The organism is Candidatus Diapherotrites archaeon (assembly GCA_016205145.1).
Lineage (GTDB): Archaea > Iainarchaeota > Iainarchaeia > Iainarchaeales > JACQJH01 > JACQJH01.
Window position 1 is genome coordinate 480,537 of sequence record JACQJH010000002.1, and the last position, 18,918, is coordinate 499,454.

The window sequence follows — 18,918 nt, forward strand, 5'->3', positions numbered from 1 at the left end:
CCGAAACTGCGTAAAGTTAAAAACATCTATCATGGACTTCTTGTACTGCCGGCTTTCCGGCTTGTTTTGCTTTTTTGAGGGAAATGGATGCTGCCTTGGGCGCTGCTGTTCGCGGTTTCGTTTGTTCTTGCGGCAATCGCTGTTTCGGTTGTCGCAAAATTCAACGCGAAAAGGAACATTGTCGGCGTTGACATAAACAAGCGTGACCAGGCAATGGTGCCTGAAAGCACTGGCATAGCCTTGCTTCCCGTGCTTTTCGCGGTTTCGTTTCTTTTCCTTGCCAAGCCGCTTGGCGGAAACATCTGGGCATGGCTTTTAACCATGGGCGCATTCACGGGGATCGGATTTGCCGGCGATTTCAGCCAGCGCGTCCTGAACAGGGAAATTCCATGGACTGTGAGGGCAGCCGCCATCGCTTTTGTGTCCTTGGCGTTCGCATTTTTTTATTCGCAGGAATTCGATCCCTGGCCGTTGTGGCTGGTTTTGTTTTCGCTTTACATTGCAGGCATTGCCTCTTTCCAGAACACTTTCGCGGGCCTGAACGGCTGGGAAGTTGGTTCGGGCTTCATCATTTCAGTTTTTGTCGCCTTGCTGCTTGCTCCGACAAGGCTTTTCTGGCCGGCGATTGCCTTGAGCGGCGCGATTCTGGGCCTGCTGTTTTTCAACAGGTTTCCGGCAAGGGTTTTTCCCGGCGACAGCGGAACCCTGCTCATGGGCTCGGCGATGGCGTCCCTGCTTTTGATGTCCCAGGACCTGGCGATAATCGTTCCCGGATTCCTGTTCTTTTTGCCGCACGCGATCGACTTTTATGTCATAAAGCTTGGAACGAACCGCGGGGACGCGACGCAGAAAAAAGCCAAGCCGTATTCAGTGGGCTTTGACGGAAAGCTTTCAGTGCCGGGCAACGGAAAATCGGGCCTCGACTTCGCCAAAGTCATCATCCGCGCATTCGGCCCGCTGGAAGAATGGAAAATCGTCGCGATAATCTGGTTTGTGGTGGCGGCAAACTGCGCGTTCTGGTTCTACGTTTTTTCCCGCATCATACTGTGAGTGCCTGCAATGGCGGCGAATGCCAGGCTTAAAAGCGTCGGAATGACTATCCTGACAACGCCGAAAACCACCATGATTGCGCCGATTTCCGCGAATGAAAGCATTGCATTTGAAAACGCGGGAACGGAAAGGTAAGCGAAGCCTGCCGCCTCCACCAGGCCGATGCCGCGCGGCAGGAACGGCGCCCGTTCAAGGATCGAGGCGATGACAAAAAGCGCGATCGCCGAGGCAAGCGGAATTGAAACGCCCACTGCAAAAAAGCTGTACAGCAAGGCGAGGAATTCAAAAAAAAGCGAGAGGGCGCTGAGCAAAAAAACCCATACAAAAAGCCGCAGGCTTATGCGCTTCAGGTAAGCAGAATAATTCGAAAAAAAATCCGCAGCCCTGGACAGCAGGGAAAATCTTTTGGATGCGTGCCTGAAAAAAGCCGCGATCGCCCGGCCGAAGCGCTCGTTAAGCGGCAGCAGGAACAAGGCGCTTGCCGCCGCGACCATGAAAAAGCCGGACAGCAGGGCAAAAAACACGAATGGCGGAAGGCTTGAATTGAAAAGCAGGGAAAACGAGACCAGGAGGGAGAGCACGAAGATTGCAAAGAATTTCATGCCCTTGACAAGCATTGACGCTGCAAGGGAATCCCTGAATGGAACGCCGAAATGCCTTTTCAGCTGCACCGAACGCAGGTAATCGGAGCCCACCTGAACCGGTGAAACCGAACCGTAGACGGACGCACAGCCCAAAAAAAAGGCTTTACGGAAAGGGGTTTTGGAGCCGTTTTTTACAAGAATGGCCCACGAAAAAACCCAGATAACCACGCTGGCGAGGAAAAAAACTGCCGCGGCAGCGAAAAAAAGCGGGTTTGTTGCCTGCAATTCGCCAAAAGCGTTGGTTAGGGTTGAAAGCACGCCCAAAAGCGCGAAAAAGACCAAAACAACCAGGACTGCCTTGCCAAAACCGCTCTTCAAGCAGCGCCACCAAGCCTTGAACCAACAGCGTTTGTCTTGTCGATTATTTCCTGCGCATTGGAAAACATTGCAAGCAGCACCAGCCTTGAAAGTTCCGGAATTTCCCGCTCATTCGAAGGCAATATCAGAATCTGGTTACCCGAAACCACAACTGCTGGATTTTGCCTTGACGCGTCCGGAAAGTCTATGACAATCCTCACGCTCCTGCCATCAGACAGCATTGCGGAGCATTCGGCAGGGGAAACGGTTTTGCTTGAATTGAAATCGCCGAAATTTGAAATGCATTCCTTTAAGGCGCCGGTTCCGGTGAAAACCTGCAAAAGCTGGGTCGTGTCCTTCCTGTTCCCGGACAGCACAACAATGAATGCATTGAGGCCGTTGCTCATGAACGTGTTAACGCCGCCGGCTTCAGCGAGCTTGGGCGAAACGACAAACGAGACGCTTTCCCCGGCTTTGCCGAAAAACGCGTTCGGGTCAACCTCATTCGAAACAAAGGCCACTTTTTCCCCGCTTTTAAGCATGCCAAAAGCCGAATACTTCGGCGCAAACAATCCCGCATACACGGCAGCGCCCGCGACAATGAAGACAAGCAGCAGAATCGAGGCAAGATTGAACTTCGAAAAAACACTGGACTTTTCAGGCATAAAAAACAACTCATACTGCAAAAAGATTAAAAAGCCGGTTTCGTCCGGCTGGTTCGACGGCAGGTATTGCTTACGCAATACCTGCAAGCATTAAAGATTTCGGGGGTTTGCAGGGGGTGAAACTCCGGCGGAAGCTGGGAAAGAAAAAATAAAAGAAAAAGAAAAGAAAAAAAAGAAAGGAAAAAGGGAAACAAGGTTTCCCCTTTTCAGACTACTTACGCCAACAGGCCGTCAAGGGCGCTTATGAGTTCCTGTGCTGCGGCAGCGGTGTCGTCAGCGGTGTAACCCGCGGCAACTATGTCGCCGTTGTTCAGGAGCTCTGCGACCTTGTCGCCTCTTGCCGTCAGGGCATCTTCCAAGGTTGTGCCGTCGTCAAGCTGGAGGCCTTTTGCCAAGGTGTTGACCTTGTAGCCGCCAACTATGATGGCGTTTCCGCTCGGATTGAAGCCTGCGTCGGTGTAGACAAGGTTTCCGGTCTTCACGATTTCGTTGTATTTTGCCGGAACTGCCACAGCTCCGCCAGCTCCGCCAGCCACTGTGTAGTTGACCTTGTCAACCGTGACTGTCGTGCCGTCGTCTGTCTTGGCTGTTGCGCCCTCTAAGACTCCGGCCAGCGTTGCGCCGCCCGAAACCTCTTCAGTCGTGTCCAGGCTTTCAACGGTCCAATAGGACTTCATCCTGGAGTTCGGAAGCACGAATGAAAGCTCCCTGCTTGCCAGTTCGACCTTTATTCCGTTGTCGTCGTATCCTTTCGTGAAGTTCGTTGAGCTGCCAGTGTATTCGCTCAGCGTTGTTATGGTTCTCTCTGCGTTGTAGTCTGCAGCGGTTGTCTTACCGGCGTAGTTTGTCTTGTTGTTGTTCGCCGTGTCGACTGTTCCCGCGTTTCCGCCTTCCGTGTCAATGTAGATTGTCCACACGCCTACGCGGACATTCGGTGCATCTCCGCCGTGGTGCGGTATGGCTGTGTTCGTGTCCAGCTCCCTTATGAAGAAGACGGCTGTCTTGTAGATTCCGCCAGCTGAACCCGCATATGTTCCGAAGTCTGCCGTGTCAGGCGCGTAGTATGAAACGCCCCTGAACGAAGCCGTCGCAACGCTTGTTTGCTGGGCCTGCGACAGGTTGTAGTCGTTCAACGAGGTTGTCACATTGTCGTTGTCGCTGACGTCTGTTCCCAGGAGGAACAGGCCGCCTGTGCTCCACTCCAATGTGTCAATGTAACCGTTGACACTGGTTGTTCCGTTTATGTCGTAACCTGCAAGGACAAGCCAAGCCGCGGAAGTCGTGGTCTTGAAGAAGTACTTGTAGGTTTTGCTGTTCTTTCCAGTTATAGTGATGAGGTTCCCGGAAGCCAGGTTGTTTATGTCACCTGTGCCGCTCCAGTTCTCGTCAGCTGTTGCGGCAGGAACATTGTCTATTCCATACGCAAAGTTGAAGTCGCCTGTTATCTGTGCGGACGTCGAGTAGGTAACCTGGCCTGGTTCCAATATGAACCTGTTGCCGGATGTTCCCGCGCCTGAGTCGCCTTTTCCGACTGCGTAGGTGTAGTCCTGGCCTTCAAACTTCAGGTTTCCGCTGATTGGCGGCTGGCCGAGCTTGATTGCCATCGGGATCTTGTGTTCAACGGACGACGTGTCCTTGTACTGGATTGCGCCGTATGTTGAGGATCCGCCTGAGATGTCGGCAACGTTCTGTCCCTTGAGGAACTTGACCGTTGTCTTCTGGACACCCTGGTCGTAGAAGCCCTTGAATTTGACGTAACCTATCGGGTCAAGACCTGAGCCCTCAAGGATTCCCGCCTTGTCAACTCCCGTGGTAACATTGCCGAGAGTGTAACCTGTTGCCGTCAATGGATTTGACGCATTCCAGATTTTCGCGTTGTTTGTCACGGCTATCGCGGTGAGCGTTGTTCCTGAGGTTGTCAGGGCCGCCTGCCACGGGTAGCTTCCCGAAGTGTTGTTCGGGTCGTACGGGAACCTGTTGCCGTTCCTGATGTCAAGCCTATCAGAGCCGACAAGGAGCGTGAAGTCGTACGTTGTCGTGTTGTCAACGGTGTTCGTTCCAACTCTCTTCATTGTTACCTTTGTCTCAAGGATTGCCTTTCCGTCTGTGTCCGAGAAGACCGTGTCAATCTGGTCGTCGTTTGTCACAGACTGGACCTGGAGCTCTGTTCCGTCGGCGTCAAGCAATGCAACCTTTGCGTAGGTTGTTCCGCTTGAAGTGTAGCCGCCCCTGAGCTCAAGGGAGTAATCCTTTCCGTCCCTGCCCTTCAACGCGATCCTGTCGCCCGTCTGGTAGACCTTTTCAGCGGATGTTGAGACAAGAACAATCTGTGTTCCTGACGTGTTGATTGAGTCCACTACGTAGGTTTTTCCGAGGAATGAGATCGGAACATAGTCGTCCGCCCCGGAATCCGTGAAGTAAGGTATGCCCGGCGAGAAAGTAACCTGGTAGTTCAGGTCGCCTGAGCTGATGTAACCCACAAGGTCTTTTACGCTGACATTTGTGGTGTCGAACAGGGCATCAAGCTTTACGCCGATGCTTTCAACAACGGTCGTAGTGTTCGTGTCGTTGTTGATTTTTATCTGCTTCGACTCGTTCTTGAAGCTCTTGAAGTAGGCGTTTCCAACGTCGGTTCTATATTCCCACTGGCTCGAGCCGCTGTTCATGTTGGCTGTCAGCAGTTCCCTGACTCCGCCGGAAACCTTTACTGTTCCGCCGACTGTCAAGTCAACTGACAGGTCTGAAACCGTCGCGCCTTCGCCTGAGCCTTCTCCGGCCTGGACTGTGACGTCCTTTTCAACTGTCGCGAGCTGCGCAACCCTTGCGGCTATGTTGCCTGCCCAGACAACGTCTGATGCTTTGGCTTTAGAGCCGACAGCAACGCCGACAATGGGCTGGCCCGTTGCCGTGTTGATTATATTTGATTTGCTAATCTGGCTTACAGAAACTGCTGAAACGATTGGCGCCAGAGCGCTGCCCACAAGGGCCGCACCAACACCAATGGCTGCAAGCCTTTTTACGTTAAGTCCCTTCATGATTTTGTTCACCTCACAATCTTACGAAGGATATTGTATGTATGAATAAAAAACAAGCCCGGCAACCCGCCCCCAAAACCACTGAAGGCAAAGGTCAGTCAGACCATTCAATACTTATCAAGTCAACTTATTTAAATACCTTTCCGTCCCAAAAAAAAGCTTAAAAAGCGCTTATTTTGGGAAAACAAGCCCAAAATTTACTGCTTTTGCAGAAGACCTGTTCGTCAATTTACGAACCATGTACCAGCAGGGACTGGCCTCTCGCACACCCACTGACCCCCGAAATCGTTAATACGCCTACTCGGCGTATTGCGCTAGCAATACGCCTTGGTTTCGCTCCGCGCAGCCGAAACTGCGCCGTTATTTCTTGTGCAACTCGCGATTGAAGCTTTCCAGCTCCTGCCGGTTCATCAATTTAGTAATATATTCAGTATAGCCTTGAACCATGTCGGACAGGTCAATCAGGCCGTCCTGCAAGTCCTGCGCCGGAAACGTTATTTTGTCCGGTTTTATGACCTCGACCGAGATTGGGCCGAAGAAAATCATGAATCGCACAAGCGCAGAGAAGGTTTTCACGGAAAAATTTACGTCAAGGAACGAAGAATAGTAGTCATTGCTTTCCATTTTTTCAATCGGCGCCTTTTCAAGCGAGTAAACAAGGTAGTTTTTGTCACTGGAAAGCGATTTTCCAAGCTTGTCGAGGTGCTCTTGGACCAGTTCTTGGGTTATTGCCTGGATTTCAACTATTCCGCGTATGCGCAGCTTGTTCGTGTCCTCTTCTTCAAGCTTTTTGCGCCTTGAAACCTCTTCCACTATGTTTCCATGCAGGGAATACCTTGTCGGCGCCCCGCCTTTGTCCGCGAGCCGCAGTTTGAGCATCATTCTCAGGGTATCGGTGACAACCGGCAGGCTTATGCTTAGGCTTTCGCTGATTTCTTCGGCTGTTCTGGGGCCTTCCCTGAGCAGGAATGCTGCTATCTGTTTCTGTTCCTTTGAAAAGCTCGGCATAATTGAGTTTGGGCGGCAAAATGTTTTAAAACGCAGGGGCTTTCGCCCCTTGCACGCTCCCAAAAACAACCTGGCTTACTCGGCTTATTGCAATAGCAACAAGCCTTGGTTTCGGACCCGGCGTGCGAGCAAAAGCGAACGCAGGGATTGCACCCCTTGCAAACCCCGAAAGCTTTAACGGAATACTCGGCATATTGCGTAGCAATATGCCTTGGTTTCGGCACACGCGATCGAAAACGCGTCCGGACGAAACCGGCTCCGAGCAAAGCGAGGCGGCGCTATGCGAGCAAAGCGAGCATAGTGCGTCGGCACACCCGCTCGAAAGCGGGTTGGAAAAGCAATAAATACTTTGCCGCACAATTCTTTTGCATGGGCCTTTTCTTGTTGCAGGCTTCCGATGCGATTGCCAATGCGGGAAGCGCTGGTTCCGCCATTGCCGAAAAGGGATTGCAGCTTGCCGGCAACCCGGCAATTCTTGTGGCGGGCGTTGTGCTCATCATTGCGGCCGTGCTCATTTTCGTTTTCCTGAAAAAGATCATCGTGAACTCGGTTGCCGGCCTGGCCGTCTGGGCAATAGTTTCATTCGTCTTCCACGTCAACCTGCCGTTCATTCCAAGCCTGGTGATAAGCATTGTTTTTGGCCTGGCGGGAATCGGCGCGCTTCTGCTGGCGAAATTCCTGGGCCTGTTCTGACAACCGGCATGCAAGCCGGCGGGGGCAGGTTTTTCTATATTTTACCCCACTAATTTATGCTGAAGTTAATCTGGCGATGCTTTGGAATCCTTTGACTGCGATTTGCATTTCCACGGCCTGTATGCCGGCGGGGTTTCAAAATTCATGACAATCCCGGTGATAGCGGATCAGGCCAAGCTGAAGGGCCTCAGCCTGGTTTCCACTGCCGACATCACTCACAGGAAATGGTTCGAACATGTCAAGGAAAACCTTGTCGAAGAGGAAAACGGCGTGTTTTCGGACAAGGCGGGAAAAACGCATTTTGTCGTTGGCACCGAGGTCGAGGATTCGAAGCGCGTGCACCATCTGCTGTTTTTTCCCGACCTTTCCTCGGCGCAGACTTTCAGGGAAAAAGTTGCGAGGTTCGGCGTACTTGACTGCGTGATGTGCGGCAGGCCAAAACTCAGGCTTTCCGCTGAAACGATTGCGGAAATCGCGGACGGCTGCGGCGGCATTTTCGGGCCCGCGCATTCCTTCACGCCTTACACCGGCATTTACGCGCATTTTGATTCATTGAAGCAGGCGTATGGCCAGATGCATGAAAAGCTTTCTTTCATCGAGCTTGGGTTGAGCGCGGACTCGTATTTTGCGGACCTGATCCAGGAAAACCATGATTATGCGTTTCTCACTGCATCGGACAGCCACAGCCCGTGGCCTTACCGGATTGGAAGGGAGTTCTCGCGCATGAAACTCAAAAAGCCGTGCTTTGACGAAATCAAAAAGGCTTTGGCCAGCCGGGGCGAAGGACTCATTGAACTGAATGTCGGCTTGGACCCGCGCGAAGGAAAATACCATGCGACTGCCTGCAATGCCTGCTTTGCAAGGTTTTCCGCGGAAGACGCGAAAAGGTTTGACTGGAAATGCCCGAAATGCAGGGGCCAGATAAAAAAAGGGGTCAAGGACCGCATACTTGAGCTTGCGTCTTTCAGCCAGGAAATCCACCCGGATTTCCGGCCGGAATACTTCCATGCAATTCCGCTCGCCGAAATAATCCAGCTCGCATTGGGGGCGAAGGATGTCAAGGCAAAGGAAGTGCAGGGCCTGTGGCTTGAAATGGTTGAAAGGCTCGGGCCTGAAACCGGAATCCTTGTCGACGAACCCATTGTTTCGGTTTCAGAGATAAACGAAAGCGTTGCCAAAAAAGTTGAAAGCTTCCGCAACGGCTGGGTCCACTACATTCCCGGCGGCGGGGGAAACTATGGCAGGCCGGTCATCTGCGATTCAAAGGAAGAGTTTGAAACAAAAAAGCTGGAACTCGAAAGGCAGGAAAAAGGCTTTGGCATGAAAGGCCAGAAAACCCTGAAAGAATTCGAGTGAGCGGGAAAACAAGGAAACTGCAGAACTGCAGACGTGTCATCGGACGTAAGTGAGGTCTTCGTCGGAATCAGCTTCGACTTCTTCCTGCTGCGCGATTTCAAGCTGCTTTGAGAGTTCCGCAAAAGCCTTTTCGATTTCCTTGGACTCTTTCTCGATGCGGCTCATGTCGACCGTGAAGCCGAACTTCTGCACAAGCAGGGCCAAAACCCTTTTAGCCGCGCCGTGGTCGCCGTAAACAAGGTTCGCGTTCGTTTCGCCCATCAGGCAGGCGCCGTCCATTCCTTTTTCCTTTGCAATGCCGAGAAGAAGGCCTGCCGCGCCGCTGATGAGGCCTTCGCGCGTGTCCGCCTTTCCGCCTACGTCAACAAAATCCTTCAAGGCCTTCTTGGAGGTTGCGGCTACAACGACTTCCGGGTCCTTGTTCATGCGCGCGCTGCCGATGTTTATTCCGGCAAGCGTGAAAATCCTTTTCACCCCAAGCTTCTGGCAGGCCCCCACAACGGTTTCCGCGAACTCGTAGTGTTCCTCTGAAAAGCCGCCGGCCATGTCAAGCGACGGCTGAACAGGCCCGGCCAAAAAAATGAAAGCCGTGCCCTTCACGTTTGACGCGAACATCTCGTCCTTGATGAGCTCGACAATGGAATCCTTTGTGTAAACGCTCGGCGGGAACGAATCGGAATAGATTTCCGCGACCTTCTCGGTTTTCAGCTGCTTCAAAAGGTAATCGACGCAGATTTTTCCGACCAGGCCTATGCCGGGCAGGCCGGTTATCATGACCGCGTTCTTGAATTTTTTCTTTTTCAGGAATTTTATGACAGTGGCCATTCCAGCATCACGCCCTCTTGAACTCAAAGCTGCCGTTGGGTTTCACAGCCGACTCGATTGCCGAAGACACCTGCTTCAATGCGTGCTCGGAAACCTTGAAATCATGCGACGTAATCTTCACGGAATACTTGCCGCCGCCCGAATAAAAGAGTTCGACCTGCACGCCTTTCGGGGAAGCGGACTCGCCTTTCAGCATCGCATTCCTGACGACGCTCACGCCGTCAGAATCAAAGCTGTGCAAAACAAAAAATCCGCCGACCGACTTTTTCGGAATCTCAATGCTTTTTTTGACAAGCTCGACAAACTGCTTGCGCACCGATGAATCGACCGATGACGCGGCTTCCTCGCCGTGAATCGCAATCTCAGGCATTGCGTCAAAAAAAGTGCCGTACTCGGCTTCAAGGGGCTTGACGATTTTCAGCTGGGCGTCGGCAATGGAAATCCCCGCCAGCCTTGCAAACTGCTCGAGGAGCTTTGCAGACCTTTTCTCCTGCTTCACGGATTCGATTTTCTGCCTCTGCTGTTCAGTTGAAACCTTTGCGAACGACAATTCGACCTGGCCTTCTACCTTGCCGCGCCCCATGACCTTTGCAGCGCGCACCTGGCCTTCCTTGACAAAATTGCGGATATTCTTAATCCAGCTCGTGGCAACCTGGGAAATGTGCACAAAGCCCTCTATGCCGGGATACTCTTCGAGTTCCACCATCACGCCGAAGTTCATTACCTTGCGGATCTTGCAGACGACTATTTCGTTGACTTCAGGCATTTTCGGCATAAAAACCAGAACAAAAGAATTGCAACAAAAACAGTATTTTAAAGGAATATGTAGCCGTCACGCCCGGCTAGTGCGAACTAAGGCTTATCATGGCAAAATCGCGATTTTGCCATGTGCCCGGAATCTTGGGATTCCGGTGCATGCCGCTGCAATAAGCCGAGTAAGCTTTTTGCAAATAAGTGGCGTTGCAACAGCAACGCCACGCAAGGGGCGTGCGAGGGGCGAAAGCCCCTGCCTGCGCGCTGTTGCGCGTGACAAACCAAACAATAGATGAGACTCGCGAAGGAAGTAGCAAGATTTTATTTTTCAACTACAAGCTTTCTTGACATAAGCAGTTCCGCGATCTTCTGCGGCAGTGGAATGACTTCGCCCTTCGAAAACGGCCCGTATTCCTTCATGTCGGTTCCGACAAAAGCAGGCACGTCCTTCAGCACGGAAAACAGTTCGCCGGAAGACGCCTCGGCAATGGAAAAGCTTTGGGTTTCACCGTCAAACAGTTCGGCAAGCGACTTCCTGTGCTCCGCCATCAGTTTGAGCAGTTCAATGAACGTCGCCTTTTCTTCGGAGGACACTTTCTGCAGGGCAACATCCCCGGTCCTTGACGCCACAAGCGCGCGGTTCAGGAGCTTTTTTTCGCGCAAGGCAAAGATTTCCTGCACCATTTTCTTGAGGTTCGAAAAATTCCTCGCCTTTGAAGTGGAAATGTCGCGCAAAGACTTCAGGTATTCCTCTTTTTCGGCTTTCATGAAGGCGTTGAGCTTTTCGAAGAAATCGTCGTCAACTTCGACAAGCTTGGAAGTGTTCTTTTCAAGCCTGTAAATGCGCCTAAGCTCGTCGTATGAAACGTTCAAAGCCAACCCCGAACAAAGAATGCTACAAAAACTGTTTAATAGATATTGCAGGGCCTAAACAGGCTTTGCCCTGCCCGAAGCGACCAAAAATATCGCAGCGGACAGCGGAAGTTCCGTTTCAGCCTTGCGCATTTCCGCAAACTTTTCCCCTTTCAGGGAAAATTCCGGCGAAAAATCCACGAAAACCTTGGCGGGCTCGCGCCCGAAAACAACCGCGTCGGAGAAAGGGTCAAACTGTTTCAGCGCATCCAATGAAACTCTTTTCGCCTGGAAGCCCGTGCCGCCATGCAAAGTGTCGGGAACGCGCAGGATCTTGCTCTTGTCAAGCGAAGTCTGCCTGTCGACATTGAATGATTCGCACAAAACCGTGAAATCGAAAATCTTTGGCCAGAAATCCTTTGTGTTCCTGCCCGAAGGCGAAACGAGGATGCCTTGCGAAAGCTTTTCAAGAAAATTGTCCCTTCCAGCCAAAAGTTCTTCGGCTTTTTTCTTGCTTATCCCGCCGATTGCCGCGACCTTTTCCGCGTTGCCCGCGCTGAAAAGGCTTTCAATGCCGGACAGGATTTTTTTCTGCCAGCCGAGGGCAATCTTCTTTTGCGGGCAATGGAATGCCTTGCCGATGCGCACAAATCCAAGTGCAGTGAGGTTGACGGAATGGCCAGTTAGATAGTCGAGCAGTTCTATGCGCCCGGCATGCGGCAAAGCGTTGATTTCCTCGCCGCGCAAATGCACGTGGTATCCGGCATTGCCCGAGAAGTTCACGTCAAAGCCTGAAAACCCGAAGTCTTCCTCAAGCGCTTTGACAAGGCGAAAAACCTGGCTTTTGGTTTCGCCAAGGCATTCGTTGCAGAACATCTGCTTTACAGAGACAGGCGAACCGCAGGACGTGCAGTTCTCCACTTTTCCCGGGCCGCTGGAAAAACATTTCGGGCACAGCCAATAGTCATGGCGCTGCTTGCAGTCTGTCTGAATGTCGTCGGCGTCGAATTCATAGACGAGGTCGGCTGAAATGAAGCCTTTTGCTTCAATCGGCCTCGCCGCCGGCATTTTGTATTTTGCGCCCGAATAGGATACGAACAGCGGCACTTCTGAGCGGAGGAAAGCGTTGAATGCGTCATGGCTTGGAAATGCAAGGTGCCTCTGCGAAATCTTCAGGCCGAAAATGCCGCAGCCGAACTCCCTTTTCTCCGGTTCGGGCGGCTGGGAAACGAAATTTTTTTCGTAAAACTGCCTGAAATGCTGTTTCAGGAAATCCTCGGCACGCATGCAAGCATTCTTTGCCTAAAAGTAATAAAAAAGGTGCCGGGCACCCAACACAAAGCAGATGGGTATTGCAATGGCAATACCCGTCGTCGAACCAGCCGGACGAAACCGGCTTCAGCCGCGCTTTGAGCCTATTATGGACGCAGATGAAAGTATTGCCGCCGACAGCACAACAAAGTTCGCTTCGGGCGAGAAACCCAGGAGCTTTGCCGCAATCGAGATTATCGCAAGGTTTATGCCGAATGAAACCAGTCCGACGACCAGAAGCACGAACGCAGTCAAAACCACAAACGCAAGAGTTCCGACGCCAAGAGAAGCCCAGAAGCCCATCAAAACCACCCCAAAAAAAGCCGAAGCTTTCAGGAAGAATGAAAAGCGGAAAAATTTTTAAACGCTGTTTTCCGTGCTTTTTGGAAGCGGGGTTGCCGCAGTGCCATCATTGGCTGCTTTTTCCACGCCATTGGCGTTGCCCGTGCCATCCGTGCCGGCCGGGGCTGGCGGGGCGTTTTTTTTGCCGGAATCCTTTTTCAGTTCGCGCTGGTAAAACGAGACGGGATGGGAAACATTGCAGTCTTTTCCTTTCGGGCAAAAGCCGTATTCCCTGACTTTTTTGCACGCCGGCGCGGACATCTGCTTTCCTACAATCCTCTTGACCTGGTATGCGGTCATCTTGCGGCTGAAATTCGGGGTTTTCGAGTAAAGCTCGACTATGTCCTCTTCGGGCATGCCGATTGACGACAAGAAGGCGGCAATGAAAAACCTGCCCATGTGCGGAACGTTTTTCCCTTCCAGCAAATCAGAGTAAAGCGATGCCATGCAGTCCGGAAAAAGGTTGGGGTCGATTTTGCCCGACAGCTTGAGCTCGAAATCGCGTTCGCGCAAAGAGTTGAGGTGCGAGGAAACCTGCGACGCAATGCGCTTGAACGCGTTCGGCACTGCCGGCTGTTGGCCGGAAACGGATTCGAAAACGTTCCAGTAAACCTTTTCCGCCAGGAAATGGCAGAACCCATTCTCGTCGAAAAAAACCCTGCCATCGGAAACCTTCTGGTTGACAAGCTTGAGGCTTTCGTCCCTGAAGCCTATGGACAGAAAATCCGGCAATGCAACTGAAACGAAAAAATCGGGGGAATCGGAAAGCGATGCGCTTATGCCAAGTTCGCCTGCAAGCTCCTGCGATGCCTTGCCGCGGTCCGGCTCATCCTGCAAATTCTTAAACGTGTTTTTTGCGGTCCACGAGGCGAACTTCTTGTCCGCCTGCCCGTTTTTCATCTGCCCGAGAATGATTTTGGCGGCCGGAAAAGCCATTATTTCGCGTTCAAGGATTTCCTCCGATGAAACGTGTTCCAGGGGCTGCTGCTTGTCCTTCCACGCGCTCACGATCATGAAGACCGCGCGCTCTATTACGGGCCTGTTCTCGGCGGTTTCGTCAAGCGAAACATTGCTGTCCTTCAGTATGCGCATTGCGGCTGAGGAAAAAGGGTATTTCTGCGCGAACAAAAGATCCTGCGAAACCGGCATACAGGGAAGAATGCCTGAAAAACAATAAATAACCATCCCGGACGCTAAAAGCTTAAAAGCCGGCAGACGAAAATGCTTATGGCCGAAAGGCGAAAACCTGAACGTGGAAGAAATGCCAGCAAGAACAGAGAGAAACGGAAACAGAAACGGGCGGCCGGAAAAGCCAAAGCCGGCAAGACTCGGATTTTTTTTGCGAAGGAAAGCGGTTTCCGCCGAAAGAAGACTTTCAGCACAGGTGGCCGATGTTCAACTGCTGGAAAAGCGACTTGCCGGGGAAGAAAACGACGACAAGCGCAACGCCCTGCAGGCAATGCTTGGCTTGCGCCGGAAACAAGCTGCTTCGGCAATCCGCAGGGAAATGCCCGCACTCGAAGAAATGGCGGGAAGGCTCGAAGGCCTGCAGTCGGAAGAAGCGGAGCGCATTGCGCAAAAAATCAGGCAAATCATTGAATTCGGGCAGAATTGAAAACAAAAAAAAACGGTCAGAGTATCATGTGCGCCAGGTAAAAGTTTATTTCGGAGTCGCCGATCGGATACGAGATTTTCATCGGCGAATCGGTCTTGAGCTCAAGCAGGATTTTTTTGTCCGCGTCGGCCTCGCGCACGATGTTCTGCAAAAAATTCAGGGAATACTTGCTTTGGGTGTCGGCCGAGCTTTTCACGGAAACGCTTTTCCCGTTCGACTGGTCGCTGCGCATAGTTCCCTGGCTGCCCTTCGCCTCGATTGAAAGCTTGCCTTTTTTCACGTTTATGACGGCTGCGCTGCCGAACAAGGCAGCGTCTTTCAGGACTTCCCTGAAAATGCGCGCATTGATCTCGATGTGCGAGTCGAAGCCCACCTGCGGAACCTTCGGCTCTTCCTCGGAAACGTCTATGAGCGGCAGGCTGAATTTTCTCACCAGGTCGCCTTCAAAGGTCAAAGCCATCTCGTTTTCCGTAAGGTCGAGAACCATCCTGTCGCCGGGCAGTGCGCGCAGCATTATTTTGGACAGCTCGGAAATGTCGACTCCTGCAAAAGCCGGCTCGACAGCATACCTGTCAAAAATCTTTTTGTCAAGGAAAAGGTCGACCAGCACAATCTGGCTTGGGTCGATTGCCCTGAACAAAACGCCCTTGTCGGAAAAATGGAAATTGCCCTCCGAAATGAACGATGAAATCGCCTGCACCGCCTTCTGCCACGAATCAAGCTTTTTGAGTTCAATCGCCATTCAAGTCAGAGATAAGTAAAGCAAAATATTGTTTAAATTGTTTTGCTGGCAACCATCTGCATGAAATCAGGCGTTTTCGCGTTTTTTATGCTGATGCTGGCACTTTCGGCATGCGTTGCGCCCGCCCAAAACAAATCAACAGCCGCAGGCGCCTGCCTTGAAAACGGGAAATGCATTGACATCAGGATTGCGGATTCCGCTCAGGAACGGGAGCAGGGCTTGATGTTCGAAAAAAGCCTGCCGGAAAGCGGAGGCATGCTGTTCGTTTTCGAAAACGAAGGCCCGCACGCTTTCTGGATGAAAAACACGCTGATTCCCCTTGACATCATCTGGCTTGACACAGAAGGCAAAATAGTTTTCATGAGAGAAAACGCTTTGCCGTGCAGGGAAGAGCCATGTGAAACATTTTTCCCGGACGCAAACGCCAGGTTCGTTCTGGAAACCAATTCAGGCTTTGCGGAAAAAAACGGCCTGGAAAAAGGGCGGAAAATTTCAATCAGCATTGGCTGAGCCCTGCGCTTTCAGGCACGCGCCTATCGCGGTTGCGATTCCTGCGTTTTTAGGAAAAACCAGATTTTTGCTGTAATAGCCGGCAACGGTCTGCATGCGTTTCCTGAACCCTTTGACTTCAGGGGTTTTCCCGACAACGACAATTTCATCCAAGCCTGCCGCGCGGCTGGCAAAAATTATCGAGACCGCGTTCACTTCAGCAACCATCTTCACGAGCGCTGCCGCAGCGTCCTCTTTTTTGGATGATGAAAGCTTCGCAAAATTCGAGCCTGTCGCGCCGACCGGAACAACGCCTATGCCTTTGCCCATGATGTCGCCGACTGACAAATCGATTTTTTGCGCTCTGCCTTTTGCCGCAAGCGCCTCCAATTCAAAAACGTTTTTGGCGCCAAGCAGAAGACTTGCGAGGCCGAGCAGCGTTCCGCCGCCAACTCCGGTGCCGCCAAAATGCCTTGACTTCCCGTTCCGCATTTCAACTATGCAGGTGCCCGTGCCGAGGCTTGCAACCAAACAGCTCTTTTTGCCCGCAAGGAACGCGCCGCCCAGGCCGATCGCATCGATTTCGGAAACGTGCCTGACAGGAACGCCGAAAACCTTTTTGCCGTGCAATTGCATTGACCTTCCGCCGGTGACCGCAACCGCCCGTATTTTTTCAAACGGCATGCCGAGCGATTTCAGGAATTTTTGCATGCCGCGCACGGGCATTGCAGGAAAACTCCACGAACGCACGATTTTTCGTTTGCCGAACAGCACTATGTCAGTCGTCGAAGCGCCGAAGTCAATTCCCAAGACAAATAGTTTGCCCATTTATCAGTTTCAGCCCTTTACGCATTTTCCTGCACGAACTGCACCAGGAGCCTCACGCCGAATCCCGTCGCCCCGACCCAGGAGTATTGTTTCGGCGCCTTTTCGTTCCACGCAGTTCCCGCAATGTCCAAATGCACCCACGGCGTTTCGCCGACGAATTTTGAAAGGAAGCCCGATGAGACGATCATGTCCGCAAACATGCTTTTGCCCAGATTTCTTACATCCGCAACGTCGCTTTTCGTCTGCTCCTTGTATTCGTCATACAACGGCATTCTCCAGACGCGCTCGAAAATCTCCTGGCCGGTTTCAAACATTTTTTCCGCGAACTTGTCGTTGTTCGAAACCATGCCCGCGACAAAATCGTCGAAAGTGCCGATGCAGCTTCCCGTGAGGGTTGCCGCGTCAACAATGAGCTTGGGCTTGATTTTTTCCGACGTGAACGCAAGCGCGTCCGCGAGAATAAGCCTTCCCTCGGCGTCAGTGTCAGCCACTTCGACGGTTTTGCCGGAATAAGACTTGATTATGCTGCCCGGCTTGTAGGATTTCGCGCCGACCGCGTTTTCGACTATCGGCAAAACCGCGACGACGTTCACTTTCGCCTTCAGCTCAGCCAGGGATTTCACCGCCGCAAACATTGTTGCCGCGCCGGCCATGTCAAGCTTCATGTCCTTCATGTCCCTTGTCTTTATGTCCAAGCCGCCTGTGTCGAATGTTACCCCTTTGCCGACCAGAGCAATTTTGTCCTTTTTTGACTTGTTGCCGTTGTATTCCAATATGAGCATTCTTGGCGGGAATTCCGCGCCCTTGCCCACTGCAAGAATGAGGTTGAAGCCCTGCTTTGCAAGCTGTTGCGCCGTGAGTTCCCTGCATGAAACCCTCGCCCTTTTCGCCAAAGCCTTTATCTGCCTTGAAAACGTTTCGGTGTTCTTCTGCCAGGGGCTCTCGTTGACCATGTCGCGCACAAGGCAGACGTTGCTGCACACTATCGCGGTTTCCTTCACCGCCCTTTGCGCGGCGGCAATGTCCCCGGACTTCAGGATGACGGTAAAGGTTTTCACGTTGGAGCGCTCCTTCGCATCCTCAAGCAGATATTTGTCGAAACTGTAATGGCCGAGAATGGCGCCTTCAGTGATTGCCTGCAGTTCCTTTCCCTTTCCCTCGCCGAAGCCCTCAAGCGGGAACGCAACGGACGGATGCTCTATGCCGAGGCTTCTGCATGCCCTTGCAACGATTGCCGAAGCCTTGCGCAGCTTTTCAAGCGACAGCTCCTTCCTCTTGCCGAGGCCGAGCAAAAAAACGTTTTTTATTTTAGGAAGCGGTGCATTCGGAATGAGAAAGGCCTGGCCGTCCTTTCCTTCAAAGCCCTTTTTCGGAAGCGCCGCCTTGAACCTTGAAAAAAAGCCGTTGCCGGATTTTTTGAGTTCCTTCAGCTTTTCCTCTGAAACAAAAATTGCAAGCAGTTCAGTTTCCGCTTTTTCAAAATCCCCGGACTTGACGCGAACCTCGACCATCCAATACCACCTTCAAAAAAAGAAAGCCGCACATTTTTAAAAGCCAACATCATGCGGGAACGGAAACGGCAAGGTTGTCTATGAGCCTTGTCTTTCCGATGCGGCACGCGCAAAGCAAAACAGCCCCGCCTCGGATTTCCTTCAGCTCCGACAAATCCTTGGCATCGCGCACGGCGAAATACTCGGGCTTTGCCAGCGGCTCTTTCCCAAAAAAGCCTTTTGCAAAACCTTCAACCTCTGCGGGGCTTTTTTCGCCCGCCAGAATTTTTTCCTTTCCAGCGTTGAGCGCGCGGAACAAAACAGTTGCCGCTTTCCTCTCCCGCGCATCCAGGCGCGCGTTCCTGCTCGAAAGTGCCAAACCGTCTTTTTCGCGCACTGTCGGGCACACGACAACCGTGACAGGCAGGCTATGCGCGCGGACCATTTCTTTGACAACCAAAAACTGCTGATAATCCTTATGGCCGAAGTACGCCTTGCCCGGAGAAACAATTTCGAAAAGCCTTTTGACGACCGCGCACACGCCCGCAAAATGCCCCGGCCGGAATTTTCCCTCAAGCGTTTCCGCAACGGCGGGCGGCTTTACATCGGCATTGGTGCCGTGCGGATAGATTTCCTTTTCGGTTGGCGCGAAAACAAAATCAACTTTTTCCTTTTCCAGCAGGCCGAGGTCTCTTTGCAAATCGCGCGGATAATTTTTCAGATCGCTCTTGTCGTTGAACTGCATCGGATTCACAAAAATCGACACTACGCAAAAATCGTTTTCCTGCCGGCATTTGCGCACCAATGACAAATGGCCTTCGTGCAAGGCGCCCATTGTGGGAACGAAGCCGACGCTTTTTCCCGGCTCATTCAGACGGGCGGCAGCCGCACGCATTTCCTGCGCGGATTTTACGACCTGCATG

The 18,918-nt window shown here is 52.2% G+C and carries 19 protein-coding genes; 5 read left to right on the plus strand and 14 right to left on the minus strand.

All coding sequences use genetic code 11. The features are described from left to right. Nucleotides 1-87: 87 nt before the first annotated feature. Entirely contained in the window at nucleotides 88-1,050 is a 963-nt protein-coding gene (locus tag HY394_05795; GenBank protein ID MBI4053517.1) for a hypothetical protein, read from the plus strand. Here HY394_05795 and HY394_05800 read toward each other — a convergent pair. The 4 genes from HY394_05800 to HY394_05815 all read right to left on the minus strand — a co-directional run bounded on the left by HY394_05800 (nucleotide 1,023) and on the right by HY394_05815 (nucleotide 6,699). Continuing rightward, complete coding sequence (locus HY394_05800; protein MBI4053518.1) at nucleotides 1,023-2,012, minus strand: flippase-like domain-containing protein; 990 nt, start codon at nucleotides 2,010-2,012, stop codon at nucleotides 1,023-1,025. The genes HY394_05795 and HY394_05800 overlap by 28 nt on opposite strands. Further along, nucleotides 2,009-2,656 carry a hypothetical protein gene (locus HY394_05805; GenBank protein MBI4053519.1) on the minus strand — a complete coding sequence of 216 codons (648 nt, stop codon included), beginning with the start codon at nucleotides 2,654-2,656 and terminating at the stop codon, nucleotides 2,009-2,011. The genes HY394_05800 and HY394_05805 overlap by 4 nt, the downstream gene beginning before the upstream one ends. 215 nt (nucleotides 2,657-2,871) lie before the next feature. Further along, nucleotides 2,872-5,691 carry an S-layer protein gene (locus HY394_05810; GenBank protein MBI4053520.1) on the minus strand — a complete coding sequence of 940 codons (2,820 nt, stop codon included), beginning with the start codon at nucleotides 5,689-5,691 and terminating at the stop codon, nucleotides 2,872-2,874. Nucleotides 5,692-6,051: 360 nt separating this feature from the next. Beyond that, complete coding sequence (locus HY394_05815) at nucleotides 6,052-6,699, minus strand: hypothetical protein (GenBank protein ID MBI4053521.1); 648 nt, start codon at nucleotides 6,697-6,699, stop codon at nucleotides 6,052-6,054. Nucleotides 6,700-7,068: 369 nt separating this feature from the next. Here HY394_05815 and HY394_05820 point away from each other — a divergent pair, with 369 nt between their 5' ends. Together HY394_05820 and HY394_05825 are read left to right on the plus strand one after the other, a co-directional pair. Further along, the gene (locus HY394_05820) at nucleotides 7,069-7,392 is read left to right on the plus strand and encodes a hypothetical protein (protein ID MBI4053522.1); all 324 of its coding nucleotides are present in this window, start codon (nucleotides 7,069-7,071) and stop codon (nucleotides 7,390-7,392) included. A gap of 81 nt (nucleotides 7,393-7,473) precedes the next feature. Continuing rightward, nucleotides 7,474-8,748 carry a phosphotransferase gene (locus tag HY394_05825; GenBank protein MBI4053523.1) on the plus strand — a complete coding sequence of 425 codons (1,275 nt, stop codon included), beginning with the start codon at nucleotides 7,474-7,476 and terminating at the stop codon, nucleotides 8,746-8,748. Between the two features lie 36 nt (nucleotides 8,749-8,784). On the opposite strand, the gene HY394_05830 is transcribed toward HY394_05825, so the two are convergent. The 6 genes from HY394_05830 to HY394_05855 form a co-directional block, all read right to left on the minus strand. Beyond that, complete coding sequence (locus HY394_05830) at nucleotides 8,785-9,573, minus strand: PAC2 family protein (protein MBI4053524.1); 789 nt, start codon at nucleotides 9,571-9,573, stop codon at nucleotides 8,785-8,787. 7 nt (nucleotides 9,574-9,580) lie between these two features. Next, nucleotides 9,581-10,348, minus strand: a complete 768-nt coding sequence (locus tag HY394_05835; GenBank protein MBI4053525.1) for a S1 RNA-binding domain-containing protein — start codon at nucleotides 10,346-10,348, stop codon at nucleotides 9,581-9,583. A gap of 299 nt (nucleotides 10,349-10,647) precedes the next feature. Next, entirely contained in the window at nucleotides 10,648-11,205 is a 558-nt protein-coding gene (locus tag HY394_05840) for a DNA replication complex GINS family protein (protein ID MBI4053526.1), read from the minus strand. Between the two features lie 48 nt (nucleotides 11,206-11,253). After that, entirely contained in the window at nucleotides 11,254-12,465 is a 1,212-nt protein-coding gene (locus HY394_05845) for a hypothetical protein (GenBank protein MBI4053527.1), read from the minus strand. Nucleotides 12,466-12,576: 111 nt separating this feature from the next. After that, nucleotides 12,577-12,792, minus strand: a complete 216-nt coding sequence (locus HY394_05850) for a hypothetical protein (protein MBI4053528.1) — start codon at nucleotides 12,790-12,792, stop codon at nucleotides 12,577-12,579. 57 nt (nucleotides 12,793-12,849) lie between these two features. Continuing rightward, nucleotides 12,850-13,980, minus strand: a complete 1,131-nt coding sequence (locus tag HY394_05855; GenBank protein ID MBI4053529.1) for a hypothetical protein — start codon at nucleotides 13,978-13,980, stop codon at nucleotides 12,850-12,852. Nucleotides 13,981-14,092: 112 nt separating this feature from the next. Here HY394_05855 and HY394_05860 point away from each other — a divergent pair, with 112 nt between their 5' ends. Next, nucleotides 14,093-14,446, plus strand: a complete 354-nt coding sequence (locus HY394_05860) for a hypothetical protein (GenBank protein MBI4053530.1) — start codon at nucleotides 14,093-14,095, stop codon at nucleotides 14,444-14,446. Between the two features lie 16 nt (nucleotides 14,447-14,462). Here the strand turns inward: HY394_05860 and HY394_05865 are convergent, their stop codons facing one another. Then, nucleotides 14,463-15,188: a hypothetical protein gene (locus HY394_05865; GenBank protein MBI4053531.1), complete on the minus strand. Its 726-nt coding sequence runs from the start codon at nucleotides 15,186-15,188 to the stop codon at nucleotides 14,463-14,465. Nucleotides 15,189-15,248: 60 nt separating this feature from the next. Here HY394_05865 and HY394_05870 point away from each other — a divergent pair, with 60 nt between their 5' ends. Further along, the gene (locus HY394_05870) at nucleotides 15,249-15,698 is read left to right on the plus strand and encodes a DUF192 domain-containing protein (GenBank protein ID MBI4053532.1); all 450 of its coding nucleotides are present in this window, start codon (nucleotides 15,249-15,251) and stop codon (nucleotides 15,696-15,698) included. On the opposite strand, the gene HY394_05875 is transcribed toward HY394_05870, so the two are convergent. Genes HY394_05875 through HY394_05885 form a run of 3 tightly spaced genes read right to left on the minus strand, consistent with a single transcriptional unit; the run spans nucleotide 15,681 to nucleotide 18,917 of the window. Next, nucleotides 15,681-16,505, minus strand: a complete 825-nt coding sequence (locus HY394_05875) for a hypothetical protein (GenBank protein ID MBI4053533.1) — start codon at nucleotides 16,503-16,505, stop codon at nucleotides 15,681-15,683. The genes HY394_05870 and HY394_05875 overlap by 18 nt on opposite strands. A gap of 17 nt (nucleotides 16,506-16,522) precedes the next feature. Continuing rightward, the gene (locus HY394_05880; protein ID MBI4053534.1) at nucleotides 16,523-18,016 is read right to left on the minus strand and encodes a leucyl aminopeptidase; all 1,494 of its coding nucleotides are present in this window, start codon (nucleotides 18,014-18,016) and stop codon (nucleotides 16,523-16,525) included. 49 nt (nucleotides 18,017-18,065) lie between these two features. Next, complete coding sequence (locus tag HY394_05885; GenBank protein MBI4053535.1) at nucleotides 18,066-18,917, minus strand: pantoate--beta-alanine ligase; 852 nt, start codon at nucleotides 18,915-18,917, stop codon at nucleotides 18,066-18,068. Between the last annotated feature and the right edge of the window lies 1 nt (nucleotide 18,918).

Bases quoted from the DNA above. Each gene is read 5' to 3' on its own strand.
- HY394_05860 (MBI4053530.1), top strand. From the start codon at position 14,093: ATGCCAGCAAGAACAGAGAGAAACGGAAACAGAAACGGGCGGCCGGAA.
- HY394_05870 (MBI4053532.1), top strand. From the start codon at position 15,249: ATGAAATCAGGCGTTTTCGCGTTTTTTATGCTGATGCTGGCACTTTCG.
- HY394_05805 (MBI4053519.1), bottom strand. From the start codon at position 2,656: ATGCCTGAAAAGTCCAGTGTTTTTTCGAAGTTCAATCTTGCCTCGATT.
- HY394_05865 (MBI4053531.1), bottom strand. From the start codon at position 15,188: ATGGCGATTGAACTCAAAAAGCTTGATTCGTGGCAGAAGGCGGTGCAG.
- HY394_05810 (MBI4053520.1), bottom strand. From the start codon at position 5,691: ATGAAGGGACTTAACGTAAAAAGGCTTGCAGCCATTGGTGTTGGTGCG.
- HY394_05820 (MBI4053522.1), top strand. From the start codon at position 7,069: ATGGGCCTTTTCTTGTTGCAGGCTTCCGATGCGATTGCCAATGCGGGA.
- HY394_05875 (MBI4053533.1), bottom strand. From the start codon at position 16,505: ATGGGCAAACTATTTGTCTTGGGAATTGACTTCGGCGCTTCGACGACT.
- HY394_05880 (MBI4053534.1), bottom strand. From the start codon at position 18,016: ATGGTCGAGGTTCGCGTCAAGTCCGGGGATTTTGAAAAAGCGGAAACT.
- HY394_05850 (MBI4053528.1), bottom strand. From the start codon at position 12,792: ATGGGCTTCTGGGCTTCTCTTGGCGTCGGAACTCTTGCGTTTGTGGTT.
- HY394_05815 (MBI4053521.1), bottom strand. From the start codon at position 6,699: ATGCCGAGCTTTTCAAAGGAACAGAAACAGATAGCAGCATTCCTGCTC.
- HY394_05830 (MBI4053524.1), bottom strand. From the start codon at position 9,573: ATGGCCACTGTCATAAAATTCCTGAAAAAGAAAAAATTCAAGAACGCG.
- HY394_05795 (MBI4053517.1), top strand. From the start codon at position 88: ATGCTGCCTTGGGCGCTGCTGTTCGCGGTTTCGTTTGTTCTTGCGGCA.
- HY394_05855 (MBI4053529.1), bottom strand. From the start codon at position 13,980: ATGCCGGTTTCGCAGGATCTTTTGTTCGCGCAGAAATACCCTTTTTCC.
- HY394_05835 (MBI4053525.1), bottom strand. From the start codon at position 10,348: ATGCCGAAAATGCCTGAAGTCAACGAAATAGTCGTCTGCAAGATCCGC.
- HY394_05845 (MBI4053527.1), bottom strand. From the start codon at position 12,465: ATGCGTGCCGAGGATTTCCTGAAACAGCATTTCAGGCAGTTTTACGAA.
- HY394_05885 (MBI4053535.1), bottom strand. From the start codon at position 18,917: ATGCAGGTCGTAAAATCCGCGCAGGAAATGCGTGCGGCTGCCGCCCGT.